At 43.3% G+C, this 19687-nt stretch carries 15 protein-coding genes; 3 read left to right on the forward strand and 12 right to left on the reverse strand.

What is annotated here, in order from left to right; all coding sequences use genetic code 11:
- Nucleotides 1–168: 168 nt before the first annotated feature.
- From MWG26_RS15450 to MWG26_RS15460, 3 genes are read right to left on the reverse strand one after another with little or no spacing between them, the layout of a single operon-like run.
- A complete protein-coding gene (locus tag MWG26_RS15450; protein ID WP_000813488.1) occupies nt 169–1554 on the reverse strand; it encodes an FtsK/SpoIIIE domain-containing protein in 1386 nt (461 codons plus the stop codon).
- Nucleotides 1555–1582: 28 nt separating this feature from the next.
- Nucleotides 1583–1966, reverse strand: coding sequence for a YdcP family protein (locus tag MWG26_RS15455; protein WP_001234286.1), 384 nt, complete (start codon nt 1964–1966; stop codon nt 1583–1585).
- A gap of 18 nt (nt 1967–1984) precedes the next feature.
- Complete coding sequence (locus tag MWG26_RS15460) at nt 1985–2299, reverse strand: YdcP family protein (RefSeq protein WP_000420682.1); 315 nt, start codon at nt 2297–2299, stop codon at nt 1985–1987.
- A 469-nt stretch (nt 2300–2768) separates the two neighbouring features.
- Here MWG26_RS15460 and MWG26_RS15465 point away from each other — a divergent pair, with 469 nt between their 5' ends.
- Nucleotides 2769–3005 (forward strand): helix-turn-helix transcriptional regulator, encoded by a 237-nt coding sequence (locus tag MWG26_RS15465; protein ID WP_244062750.1) that lies wholly within the window; start codon nt 2769–2771, stop codon nt 3003–3005.
- A gap of 167 nt (nt 3006–3172) precedes the next feature.
- Nucleotides 3173–3943: an AIM24 family protein gene (locus MWG26_RS15470; RefSeq protein ID WP_025656799.1), complete on the forward strand. Its 771-nt coding sequence runs from the start codon at nt 3173–3175 to the stop codon at nt 3941–3943.
- Between the two features lie 129 nt (nt 3944–4072).
- Here MWG26_RS15470 and MWG26_RS15475 read toward each other — a convergent pair whose 3' ends face one another.
- The 5 genes from MWG26_RS15475 to rpsB all read right to left on the reverse strand — a co-directional run bounded on the left by MWG26_RS15475 (nt 4073) and on the right by rpsB (nt 10412).
- Nucleotides 4073–5002 carry a metallophosphoesterase family protein gene (locus MWG26_RS15475; RefSeq protein WP_025656798.1) on the reverse strand — a complete coding sequence of 310 codons (930 nt, stop codon included), beginning with the start codon at nt 5000–5002 and terminating at the stop codon, nt 4073–4075.
- Between the two features lie 146 nt (nt 5003–5148).
- On the reverse strand, nt 5149–6576 hold the full coding sequence (gene glnA, locus MWG26_RS15480) for a type I glutamate--ammonia ligase (protein WP_025656797.1): 1428 nt from the start codon (nt 6574–6576) through the stop codon (nt 5149–5151).
- 439 nt (nt 6577–7015) lie between these two features.
- Nucleotides 7016–8416: a glutamate decarboxylase gene (locus MWG26_RS15485; protein ID WP_330587842.1), complete on the reverse strand. Its 1401-nt coding sequence runs from the start codon at nt 8414–8416 to the stop codon at nt 7016–7018.
- A 228-nt stretch (nt 8417–8644) separates the two neighbouring features.
- Nucleotides 8645–9565 (reverse strand): translation elongation factor Ts, encoded by a 921-nt coding sequence (tsf, locus tag MWG26_RS15490; protein ID WP_153918300.1) that lies wholly within the window; start codon nt 9563–9565, stop codon nt 8645–8647.
- An 88-nt stretch (nt 9566–9653) separates the two neighbouring features.
- The gene (gene rpsB, locus MWG26_RS15495) at nt 9654–10412 is read right to left on the reverse strand and encodes a 30S ribosomal protein S2 (protein WP_025656793.1); all 759 of its coding nucleotides are present in this window, start codon (nt 10410–10412) and stop codon (nt 9654–9656) included.
- Nucleotides 10413–10794: 382 nt separating this feature from the next.
- On the opposite strand from rpsB, the gene MWG26_RS15500 reads away from it, so the two are divergent.
- Nucleotides 10795–11163 (forward strand): VOC family protein, encoded by a 369-nt coding sequence (locus MWG26_RS15500; protein ID WP_025656792.1) that lies wholly within the window; start codon nt 10795–10797, stop codon nt 11161–11163.
- Between the two features lie 50 nt (nt 11164–11213).
- Here the strand turns inward: MWG26_RS15500 and MWG26_RS15505 are convergent, their stop codons facing one another.
- The 4 genes from MWG26_RS15505 to MWG26_RS15520 form a co-directional block, all read right to left on the reverse strand.
- A complete protein-coding gene (locus MWG26_RS15505) occupies nt 11214–12362 on the reverse strand; it encodes a C40 family peptidase (protein ID WP_044927183.1) in 1149 nt (382 codons plus the stop codon).
- Between the two features lie 227 nt (nt 12363–12589).
- On the reverse strand, nt 12590–13762 hold the full coding sequence (locus MWG26_RS15510; RefSeq protein ID WP_025656790.1) for a coiled-coil domain-containing protein: 1173 nt from the start codon (nt 13760–13762) through the stop codon (nt 12590–12592).
- Nucleotides 13763–14124: 362 nt separating this feature from the next.
- Nucleotides 14125–18939 (reverse strand): InlB B-repeat-containing protein, encoded by a 4815-nt coding sequence (locus MWG26_RS15515; RefSeq protein WP_117440694.1) that lies wholly within the window; start codon nt 18937–18939, stop codon nt 14125–14127.
- The gene (locus tag MWG26_RS15520) at nt 18940–19617 is read right to left on the reverse strand and encodes a hypothetical protein (RefSeq protein ID WP_025656788.1); all 678 of its coding nucleotides are present in this window, start codon (nt 19615–19617) and stop codon (nt 18940–18942) included.
- Between the last annotated feature and the right edge of the window lie 70 nt (nt 19618–19687).

Here is a 19687-nt window from a genome sequence, read left to right on the forward strand (position 1 = left end):
AGTGTGAAGTTTTTTAAGACGACTTCACAGTCGATTTTTGCTAGGAAACCATGCCAGAAGCCTTATGTTTCCTATGTTTTTTGTCTTTTGTCTATTTGCAAACGTACCCCTCTGTTAGATACGGGGGGTTAAGTGCTGGCGTGGCTATTGCCACACCAGCCAGCAAGATCAGTCCACACCTGCGACTTCCGCTTCGCACGTCGCCTGCGTGGACTGTCTGCTGTTGGATAACTTTTTAATTTCCTCCAAGAAATCATATCCTTTTGGTACAAGGGGAGTATAAAACTCTGATATGACACTTGTTCCTACATCAACATAGCCACGACCTTTGATTCGCTTTAAGAAGAAATCCTTTTGTACGTCACTGCCAAACATCATGCCATAGCCCATTTCAGACATACGACCTAAAGCCACTCTGAAATTAAACTGATCACGGATTCCGTCGCCTAAATATTTTGCGTCTGGACGTTGACAAGCCAGTATTAGAAAGAAGCCAGCTTGACGACCTAACATGACAATCTGTTTCAGCTTATTCATAACTGCGGTGTTTTCTTTTGTTCCCAGCATTTCCATGAAAGCGACGTATTCATCAAAGATTAAGAAGTGTGCCGGGAGACCTAAGTAAGCATAATTTTTGCCAGTCTTATAGTTCTTCATCTGCTTCATTTCCTCACTACGTTTCATCATTTCTTCATAGAATGTTTCAATGCAAGAAAGCAAGTCTTCTTTTCTATAGTAGACATTTGCCATCACAGAACCTAAGTCCGCAAGATCAGCATTTTTCGGGTCAAGAATATACAGTTTTGAATCTGTATGAAGCAAGGCTTCAATCAGTGTCAGTATAAAGTAAGTTTTACCGCCACCTGTACCACCAGCAATCAACATATGAGGGAGCTTATCATATTCCCACCATACGTTTTTCATTAAGCGAAGTTTACCATCTTTAGCTTCTACTTCATCAATAGAAATACGACTGGCTATGGTGTCATAGAGCAAAGTATATTCCACATAGGAATCCTTTAACTCTTTATCCGTCAGCTCACAGTACAAGCCACTCTCTAATTTCTTTTCCAAGTGTAAGAGTTGGTCTTGATATTTTCCCAGCGTGATTTCCACCCGTATCTGTATCAAGCCATTTTTAAGTCGATAATACATTTTAGGGAAGTAGGTTATCTTTTCCTTTGTACGACCAGCACTATCTTTAAAGAAACCCTCTGTTTTGACCTGTTCAGATTCATACCACTTGTTTTCAAGTATCATCTTTGCCAGTTTTTGACGGTGGTAAAGTTGTTTAACCGTATCATAGCGAACCCGTTTGAATACAAACGCTACCAGCAAGCAGATAAGAATTGCGACACTGAAACTGATAATTAAATAGGGAATGTCAATCTTATCTGCTTGTGATAGGTTAAAATCCTGCCAGTTGATCTGCTGGATTGTCTTCACATGAAACAGTCCGACAACCAGCAGGAAAACAGGCAGGAGTGACGCTATCGTAAAATGAAAGACTAAATCTTTACCAGATGGGCGAATCCTTTTACCACGCTGTTTCATGCGAAAAAGTCTCCTTTCTACCTAGCGACTATTTGTCTTGTGTCGGTTCTTTCTTTGCTTGTGGTTGAGCTTTGAATGAACTAGAATCCTTTGTCAGCACAATATCGTCTGCCTTGATATACCAGTCAACATCTGCTCCTTGATAGGTGGCAGTAGCAACGGTGTCCGCAATGGGATTGATAAGTTCCACCCGTGCGTTATAATCAAACTCTTTCAAAGGCACGCTGGCAGGAATACTTACTTGAATCATGCGTCCTTGTCCTTTGGATTTTAAGTCATAGGTACGTTCCTTGATTTCATCTGAAACCGACCCGTCTTCATTTTGGATTCTCACTTCACGACGTAGAGCAGAGAATTTCAATTCTCCAAAAGTCGTGTCTTTATCTAATACAATGCCATTTGCTAATCTCATCATTTTTCCTCTCTTTCTTTATTCTTTTATCATGTCGTCAGCATGTAAAAGGTAATTTGTAAAACCACGAGTGCCGATTTTGTAGCCCTCTGCGGTAATACGTGGATTGACTAACTTCACACGTTCCTCAAAGCCGAAATGTTTTTCGCCAGCTTCAGCAGGAAGCACCACCACAATATCATCTGCTCTTTGAACATCAGAATAGAGATTATAGCTTCTTGATAAGACAGTTAGCCGTCCGTTGATTCTTCGCTGAACGACTTTATCCTCGCCAGCAAATTCTAAATTGCCGAATGTTTTTTCCATGTTGGGAATCACAAATTTAAGTTCCATATTTTTACCTATCCTTTCTTTTTTATTGGCTGAATGAATGTTTGATGGTCTTAAAGAGTGGGGAACGACCTTTTGATTCTTGATTTTTTGTTTTCATAAGTTCACTTCCTTTCAAAATCGGGTAAAAAAATAGACACCTCATTTTTTGAAGTGTCTACCTATTAAATATTCAAATTTTATTGGAAGTATCTTTATATCTTCACTTTTCAAGGATAAATCGTCGTATCAAAGCTCATTCATAAGTAGTAAATTAGTAGTAAATTGAGTGGTTTTGACCTTGATAAAGTGTGATAAGTCCAGTTTTTATGCGGATAACTAGATTTTTATGCTATTTTTATATAAAAAACTTACGCAAAATAAATGATTTGTTACCATTATGTAACAATAAGGCACTTTTTATTTTACACTTCAATGCAAAATGTTATTATTGTCCTACTTTAAGATTACAAAAGATGAGGAATAAGAGATGATGACTAATAAAATAGGCAGTAACATCAGGGCGCTGAGGAAAAAGAATTACCTAACCCAGGAGCAATTGGCAGAAACGCTGAATATGACACGCCAAACACTCTCCAACTACGAATTAGGAAAACGGATTCCTGATATTTATGAATTGATTCGAATAGCCGATCTATTTCATGTCTCTTTAGACGAAATGGTCGGAAGGAATCCAGATAATTACAAGAACAAAGGCTGCGGTTTATAATCGTAGTCTTTGTTTTATTTATCCCATAAAATGCCTTGTCAAAAACCATGGTTTCATGTATTGTAAATATGTAACTGAAATATGCTTACCTGTGTTTTTTTGAGATATCAAAAACAGATTTTCAAATTACATAAGGGCATTTTCACTCACTACAGGAGGGCAAAACTATGTTTCAGATTTCCAATTTTACAGATAATGACGATGTTAAGATACTGGCCTCATCAGGCCCTTTTACCGTAATTGAGTACCAGCGGGATTTAAGTGTAACTCCCGGTGATGCACAGACTGCTTATTTCTGCAGCGCTATGAATGTGCGTAAACGCCAGGTAATCTGTGATCTCAGCAAGGCGAATATAACACTGCAGGCAGGGGCCATGCAGTGGACCGTAGGAAATGTGAATGCAACAACCGGTTTAAAAGGGGTCGGAGATTTATTCGGCAAAGCAGTGCGCGGAAAAGTTACCGGTGAATCGGCAATAAAACCCGAGTATAAAGGAGATGGTATTCTGGTACTGGAGCCTACCTACCGCCATATACTTCTTCTAGATCTTGTAGATTGGAACGGTTCAGTTGTGCTGGACGATGGGCTGTTCCTTGCATGCGATGCAAAGCTTCAGCATAAAGCAGTCATGCGCTCCAATTTATCTTCTGCTGTCGCGGGTGGTGAAGGCTTATTCAATCTTGGTATCGCAGGGAAAGGAATGCTCTGTCTGGAGTCGTTCTGCCCGCGGGAGGAACTGGTAGAAATCACGCTGGAAAACGACATCCTAAAGGTTGACGGCAATATGGCAATTGCCTGGAGCGGAAGCCTCGACTTTACCGTGGAACGATCCGGTAAAACACTGCTTGGTTCTGCCGCATCCGGCGAGGGACTGGTAAATGTGTATAAGGGAACAGGAAAAGTACTGCTTGCCCCTGTAGACAGGCCGGCCGTTTAAGATAAAAGAATTGTACAGCCATAACAAAAAGCACATCAGAAATGGCGTGCTTTTTATGATCTCAGTGAATCCTATAAGGAGATTTAAGCCACCTACTGGTAAAAGGAGTATTATTGGGGGCTATACATCTTATGAACAAAACCTTTCCAGAATAATATCCAGTACACCCGAGGCGGCCCTTCTCCCTTCCAGGCCGCCGCTTGCCCAGCGCGCTTCCTTTACAAGCCATTTGTACGATGTCAGCCGTCCTTTATTTGCCGATATATCAACCTCTCCTATTGAAAATGTAACCGCAGTATCCCGCTCTGCCTTTCCGCTGCCGCACTGAAAAGATGGGATTCCCCTTCCCCCGCTTGAATTAAAATTATAGGCCCCCTTGTGCATGTGTCCGCATAAATAAAAATCAATATTAAAATTGTTAAAATTCTTCCAAATAATCTGCTGGTCACTCTCTGAAAACCAATTGACCGGATGATGGCCTGCAGCTATATTAATACAATTTTCCTGATCTTTTAATTTTCTGATTTCCTTATAAAAAGATCCTTTTTCGAGGATAAGCTTTCCTTCGTCCTCATCAGTTCCGGATGTAAAGGCCGTATTCATTAAAAATACATTAAACTTATCTTTTGTAATCACTTTATATATATATTGAGCCTCCTCATTTTTTATTTTTCTATAAAATATATTATATTTGCTGAAATCCTTCTGTAATTGCCCAATAATCTCCTTTTCATACTCAAATCCGCTTTTTCTTGTTTCCGCCACGGCAAGATCCCTGGAGTGAGACCTGGCCAGGTCATGATTCCCCGGTATCATAAATAACTCATCCGGAGTGAGTTTTAAGATATAAATTAATGCTTCAATAAATTTCTTCAGATTAAAATCATAATATCCGCCCTGATAAGTCAGGTCTCCGGTGATAAATACTGCATCAAATTCATGTTCCTGGGACATCTCCCATAATTTTTCTAATAGACTGTCCCTCATTCGTTTCATTTCATTGTTCTCATCAGCAGAAAAGTGTATATCTGACAAATGTACCCACCTTATAGTATCCATTTCTACCTCCAGACCTTAAAACTGGTCCCCCATTATTCATGACATCATTTTAGCATATTCTTATAGAGTTGTCCCTTATCATTACAAAATAAAAAAGAAGGCTGCTCTAGGCAAAGCGCCTCCTTTTTTATAATAATCAAAGCTGATTACAAATCATAATATTTCTCAAATTCCGCTGGATGTGGTATCTGTGATATCTCCAGGCTCTCTTTCCGTCTGCGTTTCAGCCAGATCTCAATCAGTCTCTCCGGAAATACCCCGCCCGCCGTCAGATATTCATGGTCAGCTTCCAGTGCATCCAGCGCTTCATCCAGCGTCTTTGGAAGAGACTGGATCTTTGACTTTTCCTCCTCCGGCAGATCGTAAAGATTGCAGTCATAAGGTCCCCAGCCATGTACAGTAGGATCAATCCGGTTCTTGATACCATCCAGGCCAGCCATCAGAATGGCAGCATAAGCATAATATGGATTGGCCGTGGCATCCGGATTTCTCAGCTCAAAACGCTTTGCCTTCGGTGACTTTGCATAGGCTGGAATACGGATTACAGCGCTGCGGTTAGATGTTGCGTACCCAATCGTAACAGGCGCCTCATATCCCGGAACAAGGCGTTTGAAAGAGTTTGTAGAGGGATTGGTAAATGCGCAGAGAGAACCAATGTGCTTCAAAAGCCCGCCGATAAAGTAATGCGCGGTTTCGCTTAAACCAGAATAGCCTTTCTCATCATAGAAAATCGGCTCTCCGTCTTTCATAAGGAGCATATGCACATGCATTCCGTTTCCGGCTTCGTTATGGATTGGTTTGGGCATAAATGTAGCAGTCTTGCCCTCCAAAACGGCAGCATTTTTAATGATATATTTAATAATCATTGTCTTATCCGCCATGTCCACCATATCGCCCAGTTCTACTTCGATCTCCATCTGTCCAGAGCCGCCTACCTCATGGTGGTGGTATTTCACGTCGATTCCCCAGTCTTCCATATACATACACATCTTGCTTCTTAAGCTGTAAGCGATGTCATGTGGCGCTGAAATATGATATCCGCCGCCTTTGGGCACCTGATATCCTGCATTGTCAGGCCCTTCTTTTCCGCTGTTCCAGGATGCCTGTCTAGTGTCTACCGTGAAAGAGGTCTTATAGGGCTCTGCCATATAGCTTACATTGTCAAATAAATGAAATTCAAATTCCGGCCCGATCAGCATCTCATCTGCAATTCCCTCTGACTTCATATATTCCATTGCACGCAGGCTGACGTTCCTTGGGTACTGATCGAAAGGGGTATTCTCCTTCCCAATCACACATACGTTCCCGCACATGGTCATGGTAGGAATCTCCGTAAATGGGTCGACAACCGCGGTTGCCGGATCGGGGATGAATACCATATCGCTCTTCTCCACCGGTGCATATCCGTAGTTGGAACCGTCAAACCCAATGCCATAGACGAAAATATCGTCGTCGAACCTTTCTACAGGGATTGTGATGTGGCGCCACCTTCCGTCCAAATCCGTCATCTTGAAATCAATCATTCTGATTCCCTTCTCATTGCATACCTTCCTGATATCCGTGCTGTTTAACATGATATACCTCCAATTAGTAAATTTGTTTTTCCTGAACCTTGTCCCAGTATTTGTTCAGGCAACATGTCTTGTCTCAAGATATTATTACTATTTTAGCATATCCTGGCAGCAAAAGGGAATGTTAAGTTCACCATTTCATTATAAAACAGGATGCTGCTGGTAACAGTTCAGACAGGTCTGAACTGTTTCGCATCCAGCCCATTAAAATTCGCCTGCGGCGAAGGGTGCTGTGCGCCACTGGCGCACGTTTAGCACGAACCAAAGCGGAGCGGAGTTCTGTATGCCTGCAGCCACTATGTTTTCGTACGGTCTGCGCAGTAAATGCACAGACCTGTCTGAACTGTTACTGCTGCTGTTCACACTCTGAGGGTGTACACAGTAACGTTATCCGGACATAGGTAAGCCACCTATAACCTTTGGTTTCTGAAGCATGAGCATCTTAATGTGTAAACCCGTATACCTTTGGTTTTTTATCTTTCGCATGGGGAAGTATGACCGCTTCGTCTAATTCCCGGATACCCTCTTCTATGTCACGCATGAGCAGTTCTGCCATATCATAATTCAAATCCGCACGGCAGACAATTCTCTGAATGACAGTGTCTTCCAGATTCACAGGCAGCGGATAGGTAGGGATCTGCCATCCCTTCATAAGCAGACGGTCAGAGAGATCATAAAGAGTCCACTCCTGCCCCGTTTTTTCTTTTAATGTATAGCATACAACCGGCAAGTCACTTCCGTCATGGTATATGAGAAATCTTCCCGTTTTCTCAATTTCCTTTGCCAGATAGTGGGCCACGTCCTGCGTTTTTTGCTGAATGCGGCGGTATCCCTCCCTGCCAAGCCGGATGAAATTATAATACTGGCCGATAATCTGGCTGGCCGATCTGGAGAAATTGATTGCAATTGTAGGCATCTTGCCTCCGAGATAATCTACCTCAAATATTAGTTCCTCTGGAAGATATTCTTTTTCTTTCCACAAAACCCATCCAATTCCCGGATAAACAAGACCATATTTATGACCGGAACAGTTGATTGATACTACATTTTTTAAACGGAAATCCCAGCAAAGCTCCGGATTGACAAACGGAACGAACAAACCTCCGGAAGCGGCGTCAACATGGATATAAACTTTGTGCTCTGTAGAAGCATTGTATTCTTCAAGTATCTGGTCAATAGCCTTCAAGTCATCAAATTTCCCGGTATATGTAATGCCGAGGATTCCGACTACACCGATCGTATACTCATCCACATAGTTTAATACGGCGTCTGGACGCATGCTCATACATTCTGTATCCATCGGCACCTGACGAAGTTCCACATCCCAGTAAACACAGAATTTCTCCCAGCAGACCTGATAACCTGATGAAATGACCAGATTCGGCTTTTTGTTTACATCAAGCCCTAAAACAGAGGCCCGCTTACGCCACCGAAATTTCATTGCCATCCCTGCCAGCATGCACGCTTCCGAGGAACCTACTGTAGATGTGCCGATTGCAGCGTCTGTTTCCTCAGCATTCCATAGGTCCGATATAATCCGTATGCAGCGCTGCTCAATCTCGGCTGTCTGCGGGTATTCCGTTTTGTCAATGGCATTTTTTTCAAGTGTCTCTGACATCAGCCTGATCGCCTCATCCTCCATGTAGGTCTGACAGAAAGTAGCCAGATTTAATCTTGCATTCCCCTCGTTCATCAGTTCGTCCATTATGAGACGAGATGCAAGGGCTGGTTCTAAGGGCTGTTCCCTTATCTTGTTTTTCGGAATCGGGGAGTCCGCCGCTAACGTCCCGAATAGAGGCGTATCATAAGAATCTTTTAGTTTTCGTTTTTCCTTATCACACATTATAATCATTTCCTCCTGATCTTCATTTGGTATAGACTGGCACAGTATCCGTATTCTCTGCAGCTAATACTACTTTACCACAAAAGACGTTATAAAGGAAAATATATGAGCAACTTCTTCTATCGGTTTCTAATATCCATCGAAACTTTTTACATAAAAAGCCCTTACAAACAGCGTAAACCGCTATTTATAAGGGCTTGTTTCTAAAAGATTAACACAAACTTAGCATTACTGTCCCATCTGCGCTGCTACTTCTGCCGCGAAGTCTTCATTTTTCTTTTCCAGGCCTTCACCAGTCTCAAAACGTACAAATCTCTTAATTGATACATTCGCATTGTTCTCTTTTGCTACTTTTTCTACATATTTAGCAACTGTCAGATCACTGTCCTGTACATATGCCTGATCTAACAGACATACTTCTTTTAACTCTTTGTTCAGACGGCCAATGATCATTTTCTCAATGATATTGTCCGGCTTTTCTGGATTTTCCTTCTTAGCCTGTGCTAACAGGATCTCTTTCTCATGATCCATGTACTCCTGGGAAACTTCTGCGCGGGATACATACTTCGGATACATAGCCGCTACCTGCATTGCCACATTCTTCAGGCATGTTCTGATTTCGTCATTTACTACATCAGCATCAGCCTCTACGAGAACACCGATGCGGCCGCCGCCATGGATGTAGGATACAACACATCCGTCTGTTACTATTTTTTCAAATCTTCTGATATTCAGATTCTCACCGATTACTGCAACTTTCTCTACAAGCGCGTCTTTCACAGTCTTTGTTGTGTCTTCTGCCCATGCCTCAGCCATGAATGCATCCATATCTGCTGCATCTGTATCTGCTGCCTGATTAACAACTGCCTCTACGAATGTCTGGAAATCTGCATTCTTAGCAACAAAGTCTGTCTCAGAATTAACTTCTACAATTGCTGCTACTTTATCATCTTTAACAACGGTTTTTACAATACCTTCTGCTGCAATTCGTCCGGCTTTTTTCTCTGCCTTAGCCTGTCCATTCTTTCTCAGGTATTCGATTGCTGCGTCCATATCTCCGTTAGTCTCGCTTAGAGCCTTCTTGCAGTCCATCATGCCTGCGCCCGTCATTTCTCTTAATTCTTTTACCATTCCTGCTGTAATTGCCATGATTCATTCCTCCATTATTCATTCTTGATTGCATATTTTAAAAATGCTTCAACCTGTATCCACAGGCTGAAGCATCCCAAGTCCATAATTACTCTGCTTCTACAGTCTCTTCAGCTACTGCTTCTTCTGCAGCTTCTTCATAATATTCTTCTTCAGCACCTGTTGCGCCCTGATTAGCCTCGATTACTGCATCAGCCATCTTGGAAACGATTAATTTAACAGCTCTGATCGCATCATCATTACCCGGAATTACGAAATCAAGTTCTTCTGGATCGCAGTTTGTATCACAGATACCGATCAATGGAATTCCCAGTGTATGTGCTTCCTGAACACAGATTCTTTCTTTTTTCGGGTCTACGATGAAGATTGCATCAGGGATTCTCTTCATTTCTTTGATACCGCCCAGGTTCTTCTCTAACTTAGCCCATTCTTTTTTCAGTTCAATTACTTCCTTCTTGGGAAGTACATCAAATGTTCCGTCTTCGGACATTCTCTCTATATCTTTTAAACGCTGAACTCTGCTCTGGATTGTCTTGAAGTTGGTCAGCATACCACCGAGCCATCTTTCATTAACATAGAACATTCCGCAGCGCTCTGCTTCTGATTTTATGGCATCCTGTGCCTGTTTCTTTGTTCCTACAAACAGAATTGTACCACCCTCAGCTGCAATGTCAGCAACAGCCTGATAAGCATCATCAACCATGCCTACAGATTTCTGTAAGTCGATGATATAGATACCATTTCTCTCTGTGTAGATGTAAGGAGCCATCTTAGGGTTCCATCTTCTTGTCTGATGTCCAAAATGTACACCTGCTTCTAAAAGTTGTTTCATTGAAATAACGCTCATGTTTCTTCCTCCATTTGGTTTTTAACTTCCGCATGTTTTTGCTCTCCTTTGAGACCGGTCTGCACTGTGCAGGCTTAGGCACCGTCAAAGATATCCGCATGCGTGTTTTTTTGCAACGGTTGTAGTATAACATAGAAAATACTGGAATGCAAGGCTTTTCTGTGGTATCTTGTCTGTATTCATTCTTGAATTTCCATGCTAAATTGTGTGGTATATTCTGCCTTATGTGGCTTTCCTACTTTTCTGATATTACTTCTTATAACTTGTCTCTGCCCCTTCTCTATGTTATGCTAGAAACGGTATACTGTTTATATCTTCTGTTTTACGACAGTATATTATAACACAATTATGTAAAACTTACATATATAGGGAGGTAAAAGCTATGAAGTTTACATTTGCACATAACAATTTAAATGTTTATGATTTACAGAGATCACTTGCTTTTTATGAGGAGGCGCTTGGACTCAAACCTGTCAGCACAAAAGATGCCAAAGACGGAAGTTTTACACTGGTATACCTGGGCGATGACACCACTCCGCACCTTTTAGAACTTACCTGGCTGCGCGATATGAACAGGCCCTATGAACTGGGTGACAATGAAATCCACCTTGCGTTTAGAGTAGATGATTTTGATGCGGCTTTTGCAAAACATAAAAAGATGGGCTGTGTGTGCCACGAAAATTCCGAATTGGGGATATACTTTATCGAGGATCCGGACGGATACTGGTTGGAGATTGTCCCCGGAAAATAAGAACATAATAAAAGGAATCCATTATGTGGATTCCTTTTTTATATTCTGAATTACCAATATCTTACGTATACAGAAACACGTACAGGGCTTACACATATCGTTGTGCCCGGCTGCTGTGCTTCAATCATCTGGCCATTGCCTATGTATATTGCCACGTGTCCGGGAGTCCATGCGATGTCCCCTGGCTGCGGATCACTGACTCTCTGTCCTCCATAGAGCTGGTCTGTATCAACACGGCCGATTGAGATACCTGCCTGTGCGTGGCACCACTGTGTGAGTCCTGAACAGTCAAGGCCTACATATGGTGTTGTACCGCCCCATACATACGGAACACCAATCTGAGTCCATGCTGCATTTACAATTGCCTGCGCCGCGGAAGTATTTCCTGAACCGCCGCCTCCGTTATTGCCCGGATCAGATGGAGTCTCTGGTGTGCTCGGGGTATCTGGAGTACCAGGAGTCTCTGGGGTACCAGGTGTTTCCGGAGTGTTTGGTGCAGTTCCGCCACCATTGCTCGTTCCTCCGCCATTATTTGCGCTCTCATTCTTTGCCGCTTCCTCCGCTAAACGCTGTCTCTCGCGTTCTTCTTCTGCAGCTTTTCTCGCAGCTTCCTGGATCTGTGCGTCAAGATTTTCTACTTCGGCACTCTTGCTTTCAATCGTATTGCTCAACTCAGTCTGCTGCGCCTCATACTCTGTCTGCATATCTTCCAGCTTGTTCATATCTTCTTCCAGCGTAGTTTTCAGTTCTTCTACTTCATTCACCGTTTCCACATACTCGTCCAGCATGTTACGGTCATAGGTATGTATCTTCTGAACATATTCTGCCTGGCTTAACATCTCTGCAATACTTCCGGAACTTAAGATCCGTTCCACTGCCGAGCCATCGCCCTCTTCATACATATACTTAATACGAAGCTTCATATCCTCGTACTGCTGCTTTTCTTTTGCTTGTGCTTCTTCCAGCTGCTTCTCTGCTTTTGTGATTTCCTCACCTTTCGTAATCAACTGATTCTGAAGATCTGTCATCTTAGACATCAATGTTGATAACTGTGACTGAAGACTGTTCACCTCATTCTCCGCAGCTTTTTTCTGTTCTTCCAGACCTGATGTGTTTGGCGCTGCAAACACAGGTACGGCAATCATAGAACATGTCAGTGCCGTTGCAACAAACATATTGCGTACTCTTTTCATTTTCATAAAATTACACCTATCCTTATTTTTTATTATCTATGTCCCCACATATATTCTTTACTATACAATATTCATCAGCATTTTTCAACAGGATATTCTGAAAAAAACTATAATATTGCTGGAAAATAATTGAAAAGGATCCTCAGTACCGATTATACTGGGGATCCTCTGGTTTCTTCTAATATTGCATTCTGTCTTTTATGAAATAGCAATTCTTTTATATAATCTCGATCTTAATAGCGTACGTAAATCATGCCGCCCTGCACTGGCCCGCTGATCACTCCTATGCCATAATCAGCTGCATGAATCATCTGGCCGCCCCCTATATAAATACCGCAATGACTGGCATTCACACACACATCACCCGGCTGTGGATCACTTACCTGGGGCCATGTAAGGAAGTCAAAGGTTGTACCCAGACGGATATAACTTCCAGTCAGACAGTAGCTGACAAAGCCTGAACAATCAAAAGATCCCGGTGCACAGGCTCCCCATGCATATTCCGCATTGTTAACCCAGCTATATGCCCGATCCACAATTGCATTTCCTGTAGAAGGATTGTAGTTAGGTTCCGGGGTTCCGGTATTGCCGTTATCCGGTGTATTATTATCTTCAGGTACATTCTGCTCCGGCTGCTCGTTACTATTTCCTCCGCCTGTACCAGGATCTGTAGTTCCGCCTGTACCCGGATCACTGCTTTGGCCTCCATTTGTTCCTGGCTGTGCAGTATCTTCATTCTTCTTATCAGCAGCTTCTTTCTCTTTCGCAGCTGCCTCCTGCTGTTTCTTCTGTTCTTCCAATGCGGCTCTTGCTGCTTCCTGAATCATGGAATCCAGATTGCTAACCTCTGCCTGCTTACTGTTGAGCATGGTTGACAGTTCGGTTGACTGTGATTTATATTGTTTTTCCAGATCCTGAAGGTTTGTCATGTCGTTTTCAAGCGTTGTCTCCAGAGTCTTTATTTCTTCTACAGTATCCGCGTATTCCTGCAGCATATTGCGGTCATATGTATGAACCTTTTCTATGTACTCTGCTTCACTGAGAAGATCAGCGATACTTCCTGAACTCAATATCCTCTCAAGCGCTGAACCGTCTCCCTCTTCATACATATACTTAATGCGAAGTTTCATATCTTCGTACTGCTGCGTTTCCTTTTCCTGCGCTGCTTTAAGATCCTCTTCTGCCTTCGAGATCTCCTGCCCTTTTGCTACTAACTGCCCTTCCAGTTCATTCATCGTTGACATTAATGAATTCAACTGGGACTGCAGGGAACTCACTTCGTTCTGCGCTGCATTTTTCTGATCCTGAAGGCTTGATGTATTCGGTGCCGCTAATACAGGCACAGTTATCATAGAACATGTCAAAGCGGTTGCTGCAAACACGTTGCGTACTCTTTTAAAATTCACAATCAATTCACCCATCCTTATTTTATTTATGATCTATCATGTCCCCGCAAATACATACTGCAGTATCTTTTCTGCCGGCTGCCGCTGAAACGCCCGCAGCCTGTAAGTTGCAGAATTCCCTATCGATACGCAGTCTCCAGTCCTTTTCATCAGAACACAGAAACTATATTATATGCAGAGGACTCGTCAAAATTCGTCTTATGCTTACATAGACTAAATTATAAAGGATAACTGAATAAAATGCAATATAATTTTAACATATTTGTAATATTTTAGAAATTCGTCATGATTGTTCGCGCCCTTGGGGTGTGGGAAGAAACAATCCGCTGTTACCATCTGGTCTGCAGCCAGTAAAGAAGCGCTTACATGACTCTCAAATGGCTGAATTCTTCATGGAATCTCAGAAGCGATGTTCGCTCCTGGCTGTTTCCTATCCCATGCTCTTCCACATAACTCTTTATATTTTTTACATCTGTATTTTTGAAAGTCCATACCTCTCTTGCTGGTCTTTCTTCATCCCATGCACCAGACAGCAATGCTCTGAATTCTGGAATCCTATACCACTTGGAATTTGAATAAAGGCCGCCGTTTTGCAGTTCCCCTGAAACAGTTTCTGACTCCGGTTTTCCTGTTTCTTTTCCTGTCTTTTCATTCTGTCTTTTTAGATTCTTTTCGTAATATTCTCTGTTGATAAACCGCACGTATTTTAAAGGCTCCGGCGACGTTATTTCCCCATCCTTTACAATATGTACCGTACATTGACTGAAAGTCTCTTTGCCCTCTCCGTCCGGCCCCATACTGTCTTTGGCCGAAAAAGTAATTACGATATAACCCGAATCTTCAAATCTTGTAAATTCGTCCGGATGAAAATCTTCCAATTTTACTGCCTGTTCCATTCTGCCGGGATATCGCTCATCCTCTTCCTTATCCTTTACCGTCAGGGCGCCAGATTCTATAGCGCCGCGCAGCAGCGCTTCTTCGGTTATTCTGCCTTCCTTTGCCTCTTCCAGTGTGAAATACCGATCCTCCGCCTCTATCACAGGAAATTCATTATACTTTACCTTAACCGGCCATTCTCGTGTTGTCTCATTACCAGCACTGTCTTTCACACTGTAAATAATCTGGTGTTCCACAGGTGCATCTTTGTCATCCAGCTCTAAAAACCAGGTATCCAGTTTTTTATCGTCTGGCATGCCGGTCTTCCATCGTACTTCATACGCCTCCTGTTTCTGTCCATCCCGAAGCTTTCCTCTTTGATATTTGATTCCAAGTATGCGGATGTCTTTTGTTATGTCTCCGTCTTCTTGATCCTGTGCTTTTATGTTTGCCAGGAGCATGTCCCTGGTAACCTCGGTGCCTTCGAAGAATTCCTGTATACCTTCTGCAGTGATTTCGGGAAACTTATCCCAGAGTGCATATAACCGTACCTGCTGAACCGTCTTTTCTCCTGATAAAGGACTCTTCGCCTGCGCCTCAGCAATATCCAGCAGTTCTTCAAATTTTACCCTGTTCTCTTTCTGGTCAGGATATTTTACTGCCTGAACAGGAGCCACCGCAGAGACATCCCAGCCTGCGAATTTGTATCCCTTTCTGATATAATCCGTATATCCTTTATTTTTATGTATAAGGTAGCCGCCATTCTTCATGCACTCCTGCAGGGTTATTTCTTCTGACTTTTCCTTTAGGACGTCGCTTCCGTTTCCATAATAGCTCACCTGGATTTTGGTTCCCCAGACTGCATATAGTGTGATATTTCGATTGATAGCTGCGCTTAAGACAGCTCCTGGCTGATAGGCAGGTTTTTCCGCTGCAGCATTCTCGGACCAGCCCAGAAATTTTATTCTTCCTTCAGATGGAATCTCTCCTGCTATTTCTGCATTTTCATACCAGTATTTTGGAGTGCTTTTCGGGACATTCGCCACCTCTCCATCATAATTTTTATGATATTGGATCGTATACTTCGTACTCAGTACAATATCTGCCGCCATGGTGTTTGCACCGGATGCCTGCATGTCCCCCGGACGAAGGCAGTATCCGCCTTTTTGCGTTAATGCATACCTAGCATACTGCAAACTGCCCTTTTTAGTGCCATATGCAACTTCTGCCGCCTTTCTGCCATTGCTATAGCCTGACGGTGTCAGAACTGCAGCAGGCGAAGATTTTAGGGCTGATGTTACTGTAATATACTTATTTGTCTGAAGATATACATCATTCCCCGCATCTACTGCACCGTTTCCGCCCATTTGGAAGACAGAGCCGTTATGGTATATACCATTTCCGTTTTTCGCTTTGTTCTTTGCAATGGTCCCCCCGGTCAGCCTGAGTGTCCCCCCAGACAGACAAATCCCGCCTCCACTGCCGGAAACCGCATTACCCGTGATGCTGCCTCCTGTCAATGACAGCGTACCGCTGTTTGTTATTCCTCCCCCGTTTACGGCCGAATTATCGTGAACATCCCCCCCGCTGATGCTTAAGGTTCCACTGTTGACTATTCCGCCTCCACTGCCTGCATTCGAATTTGAAAAGATTTCACCTCCGCTTAACTTCATGCTGCCTTTATTTACAATTCCTGCGTTTTGGTTTTCATATATTTTTCCATTTTGTACAGCTGCTTCCCCTCCATGGACTGCCACCCCGGTTCCTTTATTGTTCCGGATAACAGCTGCGCCTGATATACTCAAAGATTTTCCTTTGGCGGAAATTCCATACCGGGTATTGCTGTAAATGCTGCCTCCCTGGATGATAATGGTTCCATTACCGTCTATATTCCCCACGCCATCCACATTGTCATGTATCGTTCCTCCGGTCATCGTACAGATACACGCGCCTTCTCCCACATGCACGCCGCACTCACCATTATTGTACAGATTACCACCGGACATACTGATCACCTTCTGTGCACGGATACCATCATAAGAATTGCCGTAAATGCTGCCGCCAAATAGATTGACCGTGTTGCAGGTTGCAACTCCATGCGCTTTATTATTATAAATGTAGACTCCGTCATAAACGTTTGTAATTCCCATGTCGTTCCATACACCATTGCCTGCGGAGTTCATAAATCTGGAGCCGTTCTTCAGGTTGATCGTTGCACCGTAAGCTGCTATTACACCCGATGAACCTTTTCCATTCGCATCAAATGTTATTGTATACCCACCATTGCCGCTGAAATTCCAGGTGGGACTTCCCCGCCAGCCTTCTTCTGTGCAGATTATGCCGGCAGGTATCAGCGAATTTTCTTTAAAAGTAACCTTAACGTTCCTTTCTTCCGGGAATATCGAAAAGGATTTTCTGGTCGTTATATGTGTTGCCGAACAGTTTTTTATCACGTACATAGATCCTCGGTCCGGCATGGCATCAAATGCCTCATTAAATGTTTTGTAGTAACTGCTGCCGACCCTTGCAGCAGCATCTGTCTTCAGCGGAGCAGCCGTTGTTCCGGGGGCAGCCCCGCCTTTTGCTGTAATTCTCACCTGAAAGGCTTCCATGCTTTTTCCAAGATTCACTGTACCGGCTGACTGTCCATTCTTGGCCCAGTCCAGCCATCCATAGGATTCGCAGTATGTACGGTAATAGATATCATAGGAGCCTGCGCTTGCCCCGGTCAGCAAAATCCTGACTGCTTCCACTCTCAGCGACTGTCCGGTGGTACCTGCTGTACCGCTGCTGTTTACCCAGCTCATCCATCCATTGTTTTGTACATGAACCTGATATTTGACACCAAGATTCGTGTCACCGGACGTTTTTATCTGCAAAGCCTCCAGCCGCTTATTTTCTCCGATCGTTCCTGCAGTGGCGCCGCCTGCACTCCAGTTTTTCCACCCATCATACTGGCAGTACGCCCTATAACTGACGCTGGCCGCGGCACGGGCCGCCATGACATTCGCAGTCTCTTTTGGCTTTACAATGACCCTGGCATAGGGCAGGGCCTGGAGCCCGTCTTCCTCCCCCTTAAGCAGTTCTTCACTCCATTCATACCCTTCCTGGGGAACCGCCGTATATATATACTGTTCATATTCCGTATGTTCAATATCCTCCGCACACTCCCATGTAACATTGATTGTCTTTTCCGTCGGCTTTGTATCCATCGGATCTTCGTCCTCGTACAAGGCATCCTTAAGAATCTCTTCATGATCAGTATCTTTCTTGTTATTTTCTTTCTTATCAGTATCTTCCTGATCAGTTGCTTTCTTGTCAGTATCTTTTTTATCTATATCCGAATTCTCTTCCAGCAGTACTTCCAGATTTTTGGGCAGCAGTTTTATGACATCGGCCCGTTCCTGATCCGATATCGTAACGGTCAGATACGGCTCCTTTTTCTGTACATCGAAATCCTGGATACCGCAGATTATCTGTAACTTTGGAGCTATTTCCGGCTTCGTACTGTGAATCTCATCCAGCCGGTTAAGTGCCGCCTCATATGCTTCCGTTGCTTCCGGCTCATTTTCGGACTGCATCTTTTCCAAGACATTCGCAAGTCCGATGATATCTGCATGAGTCTGTGTCTGGAGATACTCTGTATATTCTTGAAAGTCATGATATTCTGCAGATTCTTCCCCCTTGGCGGCAGCCTTTCCTCCCATGCCTTCACAGAATATACGGAATGCCTCTTGTTCTACGGCCTCCTTCCACCGAATATCCTCTATTTCTTCCTGCGCCAGACCAGTATCCTTGTTTTTCATCAACAGCTCCCATAGAAAGTGAATATGCTCTGTCTTCCCGGATACTGCTTCCATCTCTTTTACCGTTACATCATCCAATGACTGCATACCCTCAGAAAAGGATGTATCCTTCGCAACGGCTGTGAGCAGCAGATATTTATACACAATAGCGAATTCAAAATGCTCCCTGGCAGTTATTCTGTTTAAAAATAATTCCCTCTCCTTTTCATCTGTTTTTTCCATTACCTTCAAAGGTTCTTCCATAAGGAGCAGCCCGTGTAAGGTTTCCTCAAACCATGAAGCAGTATCCTGCAGCGGCTGCTGTTCATTTGATCCATCAGGTTCTTCCGGTACAGTCGGGCTTTCTTCATCGGCTTCCGCGATTTCGTCCGGTTTTTCGGTTTCCTCTGTTCCCATTCTTCCCGTCTCTTCCTGTGCATACAGGGATATGGGGGCACATACAGACAAAATTACTGCCGCAGCAGCCAGCATTGTTATGCATCTCTTCTTTTTCATCTACAAAACTTCCTCCTGCTCATAAACAGCCTGAAATTCCATATCATCCCCTGCACATAACGTATTTATATTTTCTTTGCCGTACAGAATCCCGATCCCATTTACCGGTTTTGTCATTTTCCAGCCGCAGAAAATATATCCTTTCTTCTCCAATCCGCTTTCTGGCAGCATTGCCGCACTGAGCCTGTCACCACAGTGTACGCTGATCTTCTTTAAAACATAGTTGTTTTCCGTATCCGCTTCTTTGGCAGGCTTCTCTGCGAAGAATGAAATATAACAGGGGGTTTCTTTATCTTCTTCGAGTTCTTCCAATATCACTGTCTTACGGCAGGATACCTCACCATATCCGATTATCTGCCTGAATCTGGACTTAGCCCTGACATCCAACAGACCCTTTTCGACATCCACATTTAATATCTCTACCGTAAACTCAGAATTACTCGTTGTTTTCATAAGAAACCCCTGAATAAAATCTGCTGTAAATTCATCCGTGCCGGATTCCTTTTCGATATGATATACTGGATTTACTGTCAGGATCTTCATTGATTGTTCCATGGCTTCGCTAAGACTGCTGTCCAGTTCATTTTTTCTGGTAGTTCTGTTCTCCGCAGTCTGAATGGCTGCTAAAGAAATTACCAGTATTACAATCATAAAAAAGCCTATTACGGCATTCTTCATACCTTCCCCTTTCCTTTTTATTGACCCCGGAGGTCAGGCATTACGGGGTGCTTTTTCACAAAGCATCCGC

Origin of the sequence: Faecalicatena contorta, from assembly GCF_022835095.1 — a bacterium.
Classification (GTDB): domain Bacteria; phylum Bacillota; class Clostridia; order Lachnospirales; family Lachnospiraceae; genus Faecalicatena; species Faecalicatena contorta.

Bases quoted from the DNA above. Each gene is read 5' to 3' on its own strand.
- MWG26_RS15450 (WP_000813488.1), bottom strand. From the start codon at position 1,554: ATGAAACAGCGTGGTAAAAGGATTCGCCCATCTGGTAAAGATTTAGTC.
- MWG26_RS15455 (WP_001234286.1), bottom strand. From the start codon at position 1,966: ATGAGATTAGCAAATGGCATTGTATTAGATAAAGACACGACTTTTGGA.
- MWG26_RS15460 (WP_000420682.1), bottom strand. From the start codon at position 2,299: ATGGAACTTAAATTTGTGATTCCCAACATGGAAAAAACATTCGGCAAT.
- MWG26_RS15465 (WP_244062750.1), top strand. From the start codon at position 2,769: ATGACTAATAAAATAGGCAGTAACATCAGGGCGCTGAGGAAAAAGAAT.
- MWG26_RS15470 (WP_025656799.1), top strand. From the start codon at position 3,173: ATGTTTCAGATTTCCAATTTTACAGATAATGACGATGTTAAGATACTG.
- MWG26_RS15475 (WP_025656798.1), bottom strand. From the start codon at position 5,002: ATGGATACTATAAGGTGGGTACATTTGTCAGATATACACTTTTCTGCT.
- glnA (WP_025656797.1), bottom strand. From the start codon at position 6,576: ATGTTAAACAGCACGGATATCAGGAAGGTATGCAATGAGAAGGGAATC.
- MWG26_RS15485 (WP_330587842.1), bottom strand. From the start codon at position 8,416: ATGTGTGATAAGGAAAAACGAAAACTAAAAGATTCTTATGATACGCCT.
- tsf (WP_153918300.1), bottom strand. From the start codon at position 9,565: ATGGCAATTACAGCAGGAATGGTAAAAGAATTAAGAGAAATGACGGGC.
- rpsB (WP_025656793.1), bottom strand. From the start codon at position 10,412: ATGAGCGTTATTTCAATGAAACAACTTTTAGAAGCAGGTGTACATTTT.
- MWG26_RS15500 (WP_025656792.1), top strand. From the start codon at position 10,795: ATGAAGTTTACATTTGCACATAACAATTTAAATGTTTATGATTTACAG.
- MWG26_RS15505 (WP_044927183.1), bottom strand. From the start codon at position 12,362: ATGAAAATGAAAAGAGTACGCAATATGTTTGTTGCAACGGCACTGACA.
- MWG26_RS15515 (WP_117440694.1), bottom strand. From the start codon at position 18,939: ATGAAAAAGAAGAGATGCATAACAATGCTGGCTGCTGCGGCAGTAATT.
- MWG26_RS15520 (WP_025656788.1), bottom strand. From the start codon at position 19,617: ATGAAGAATGCCGTAATAGGCTTTTTTATGATTGTAATACTGGTAATT.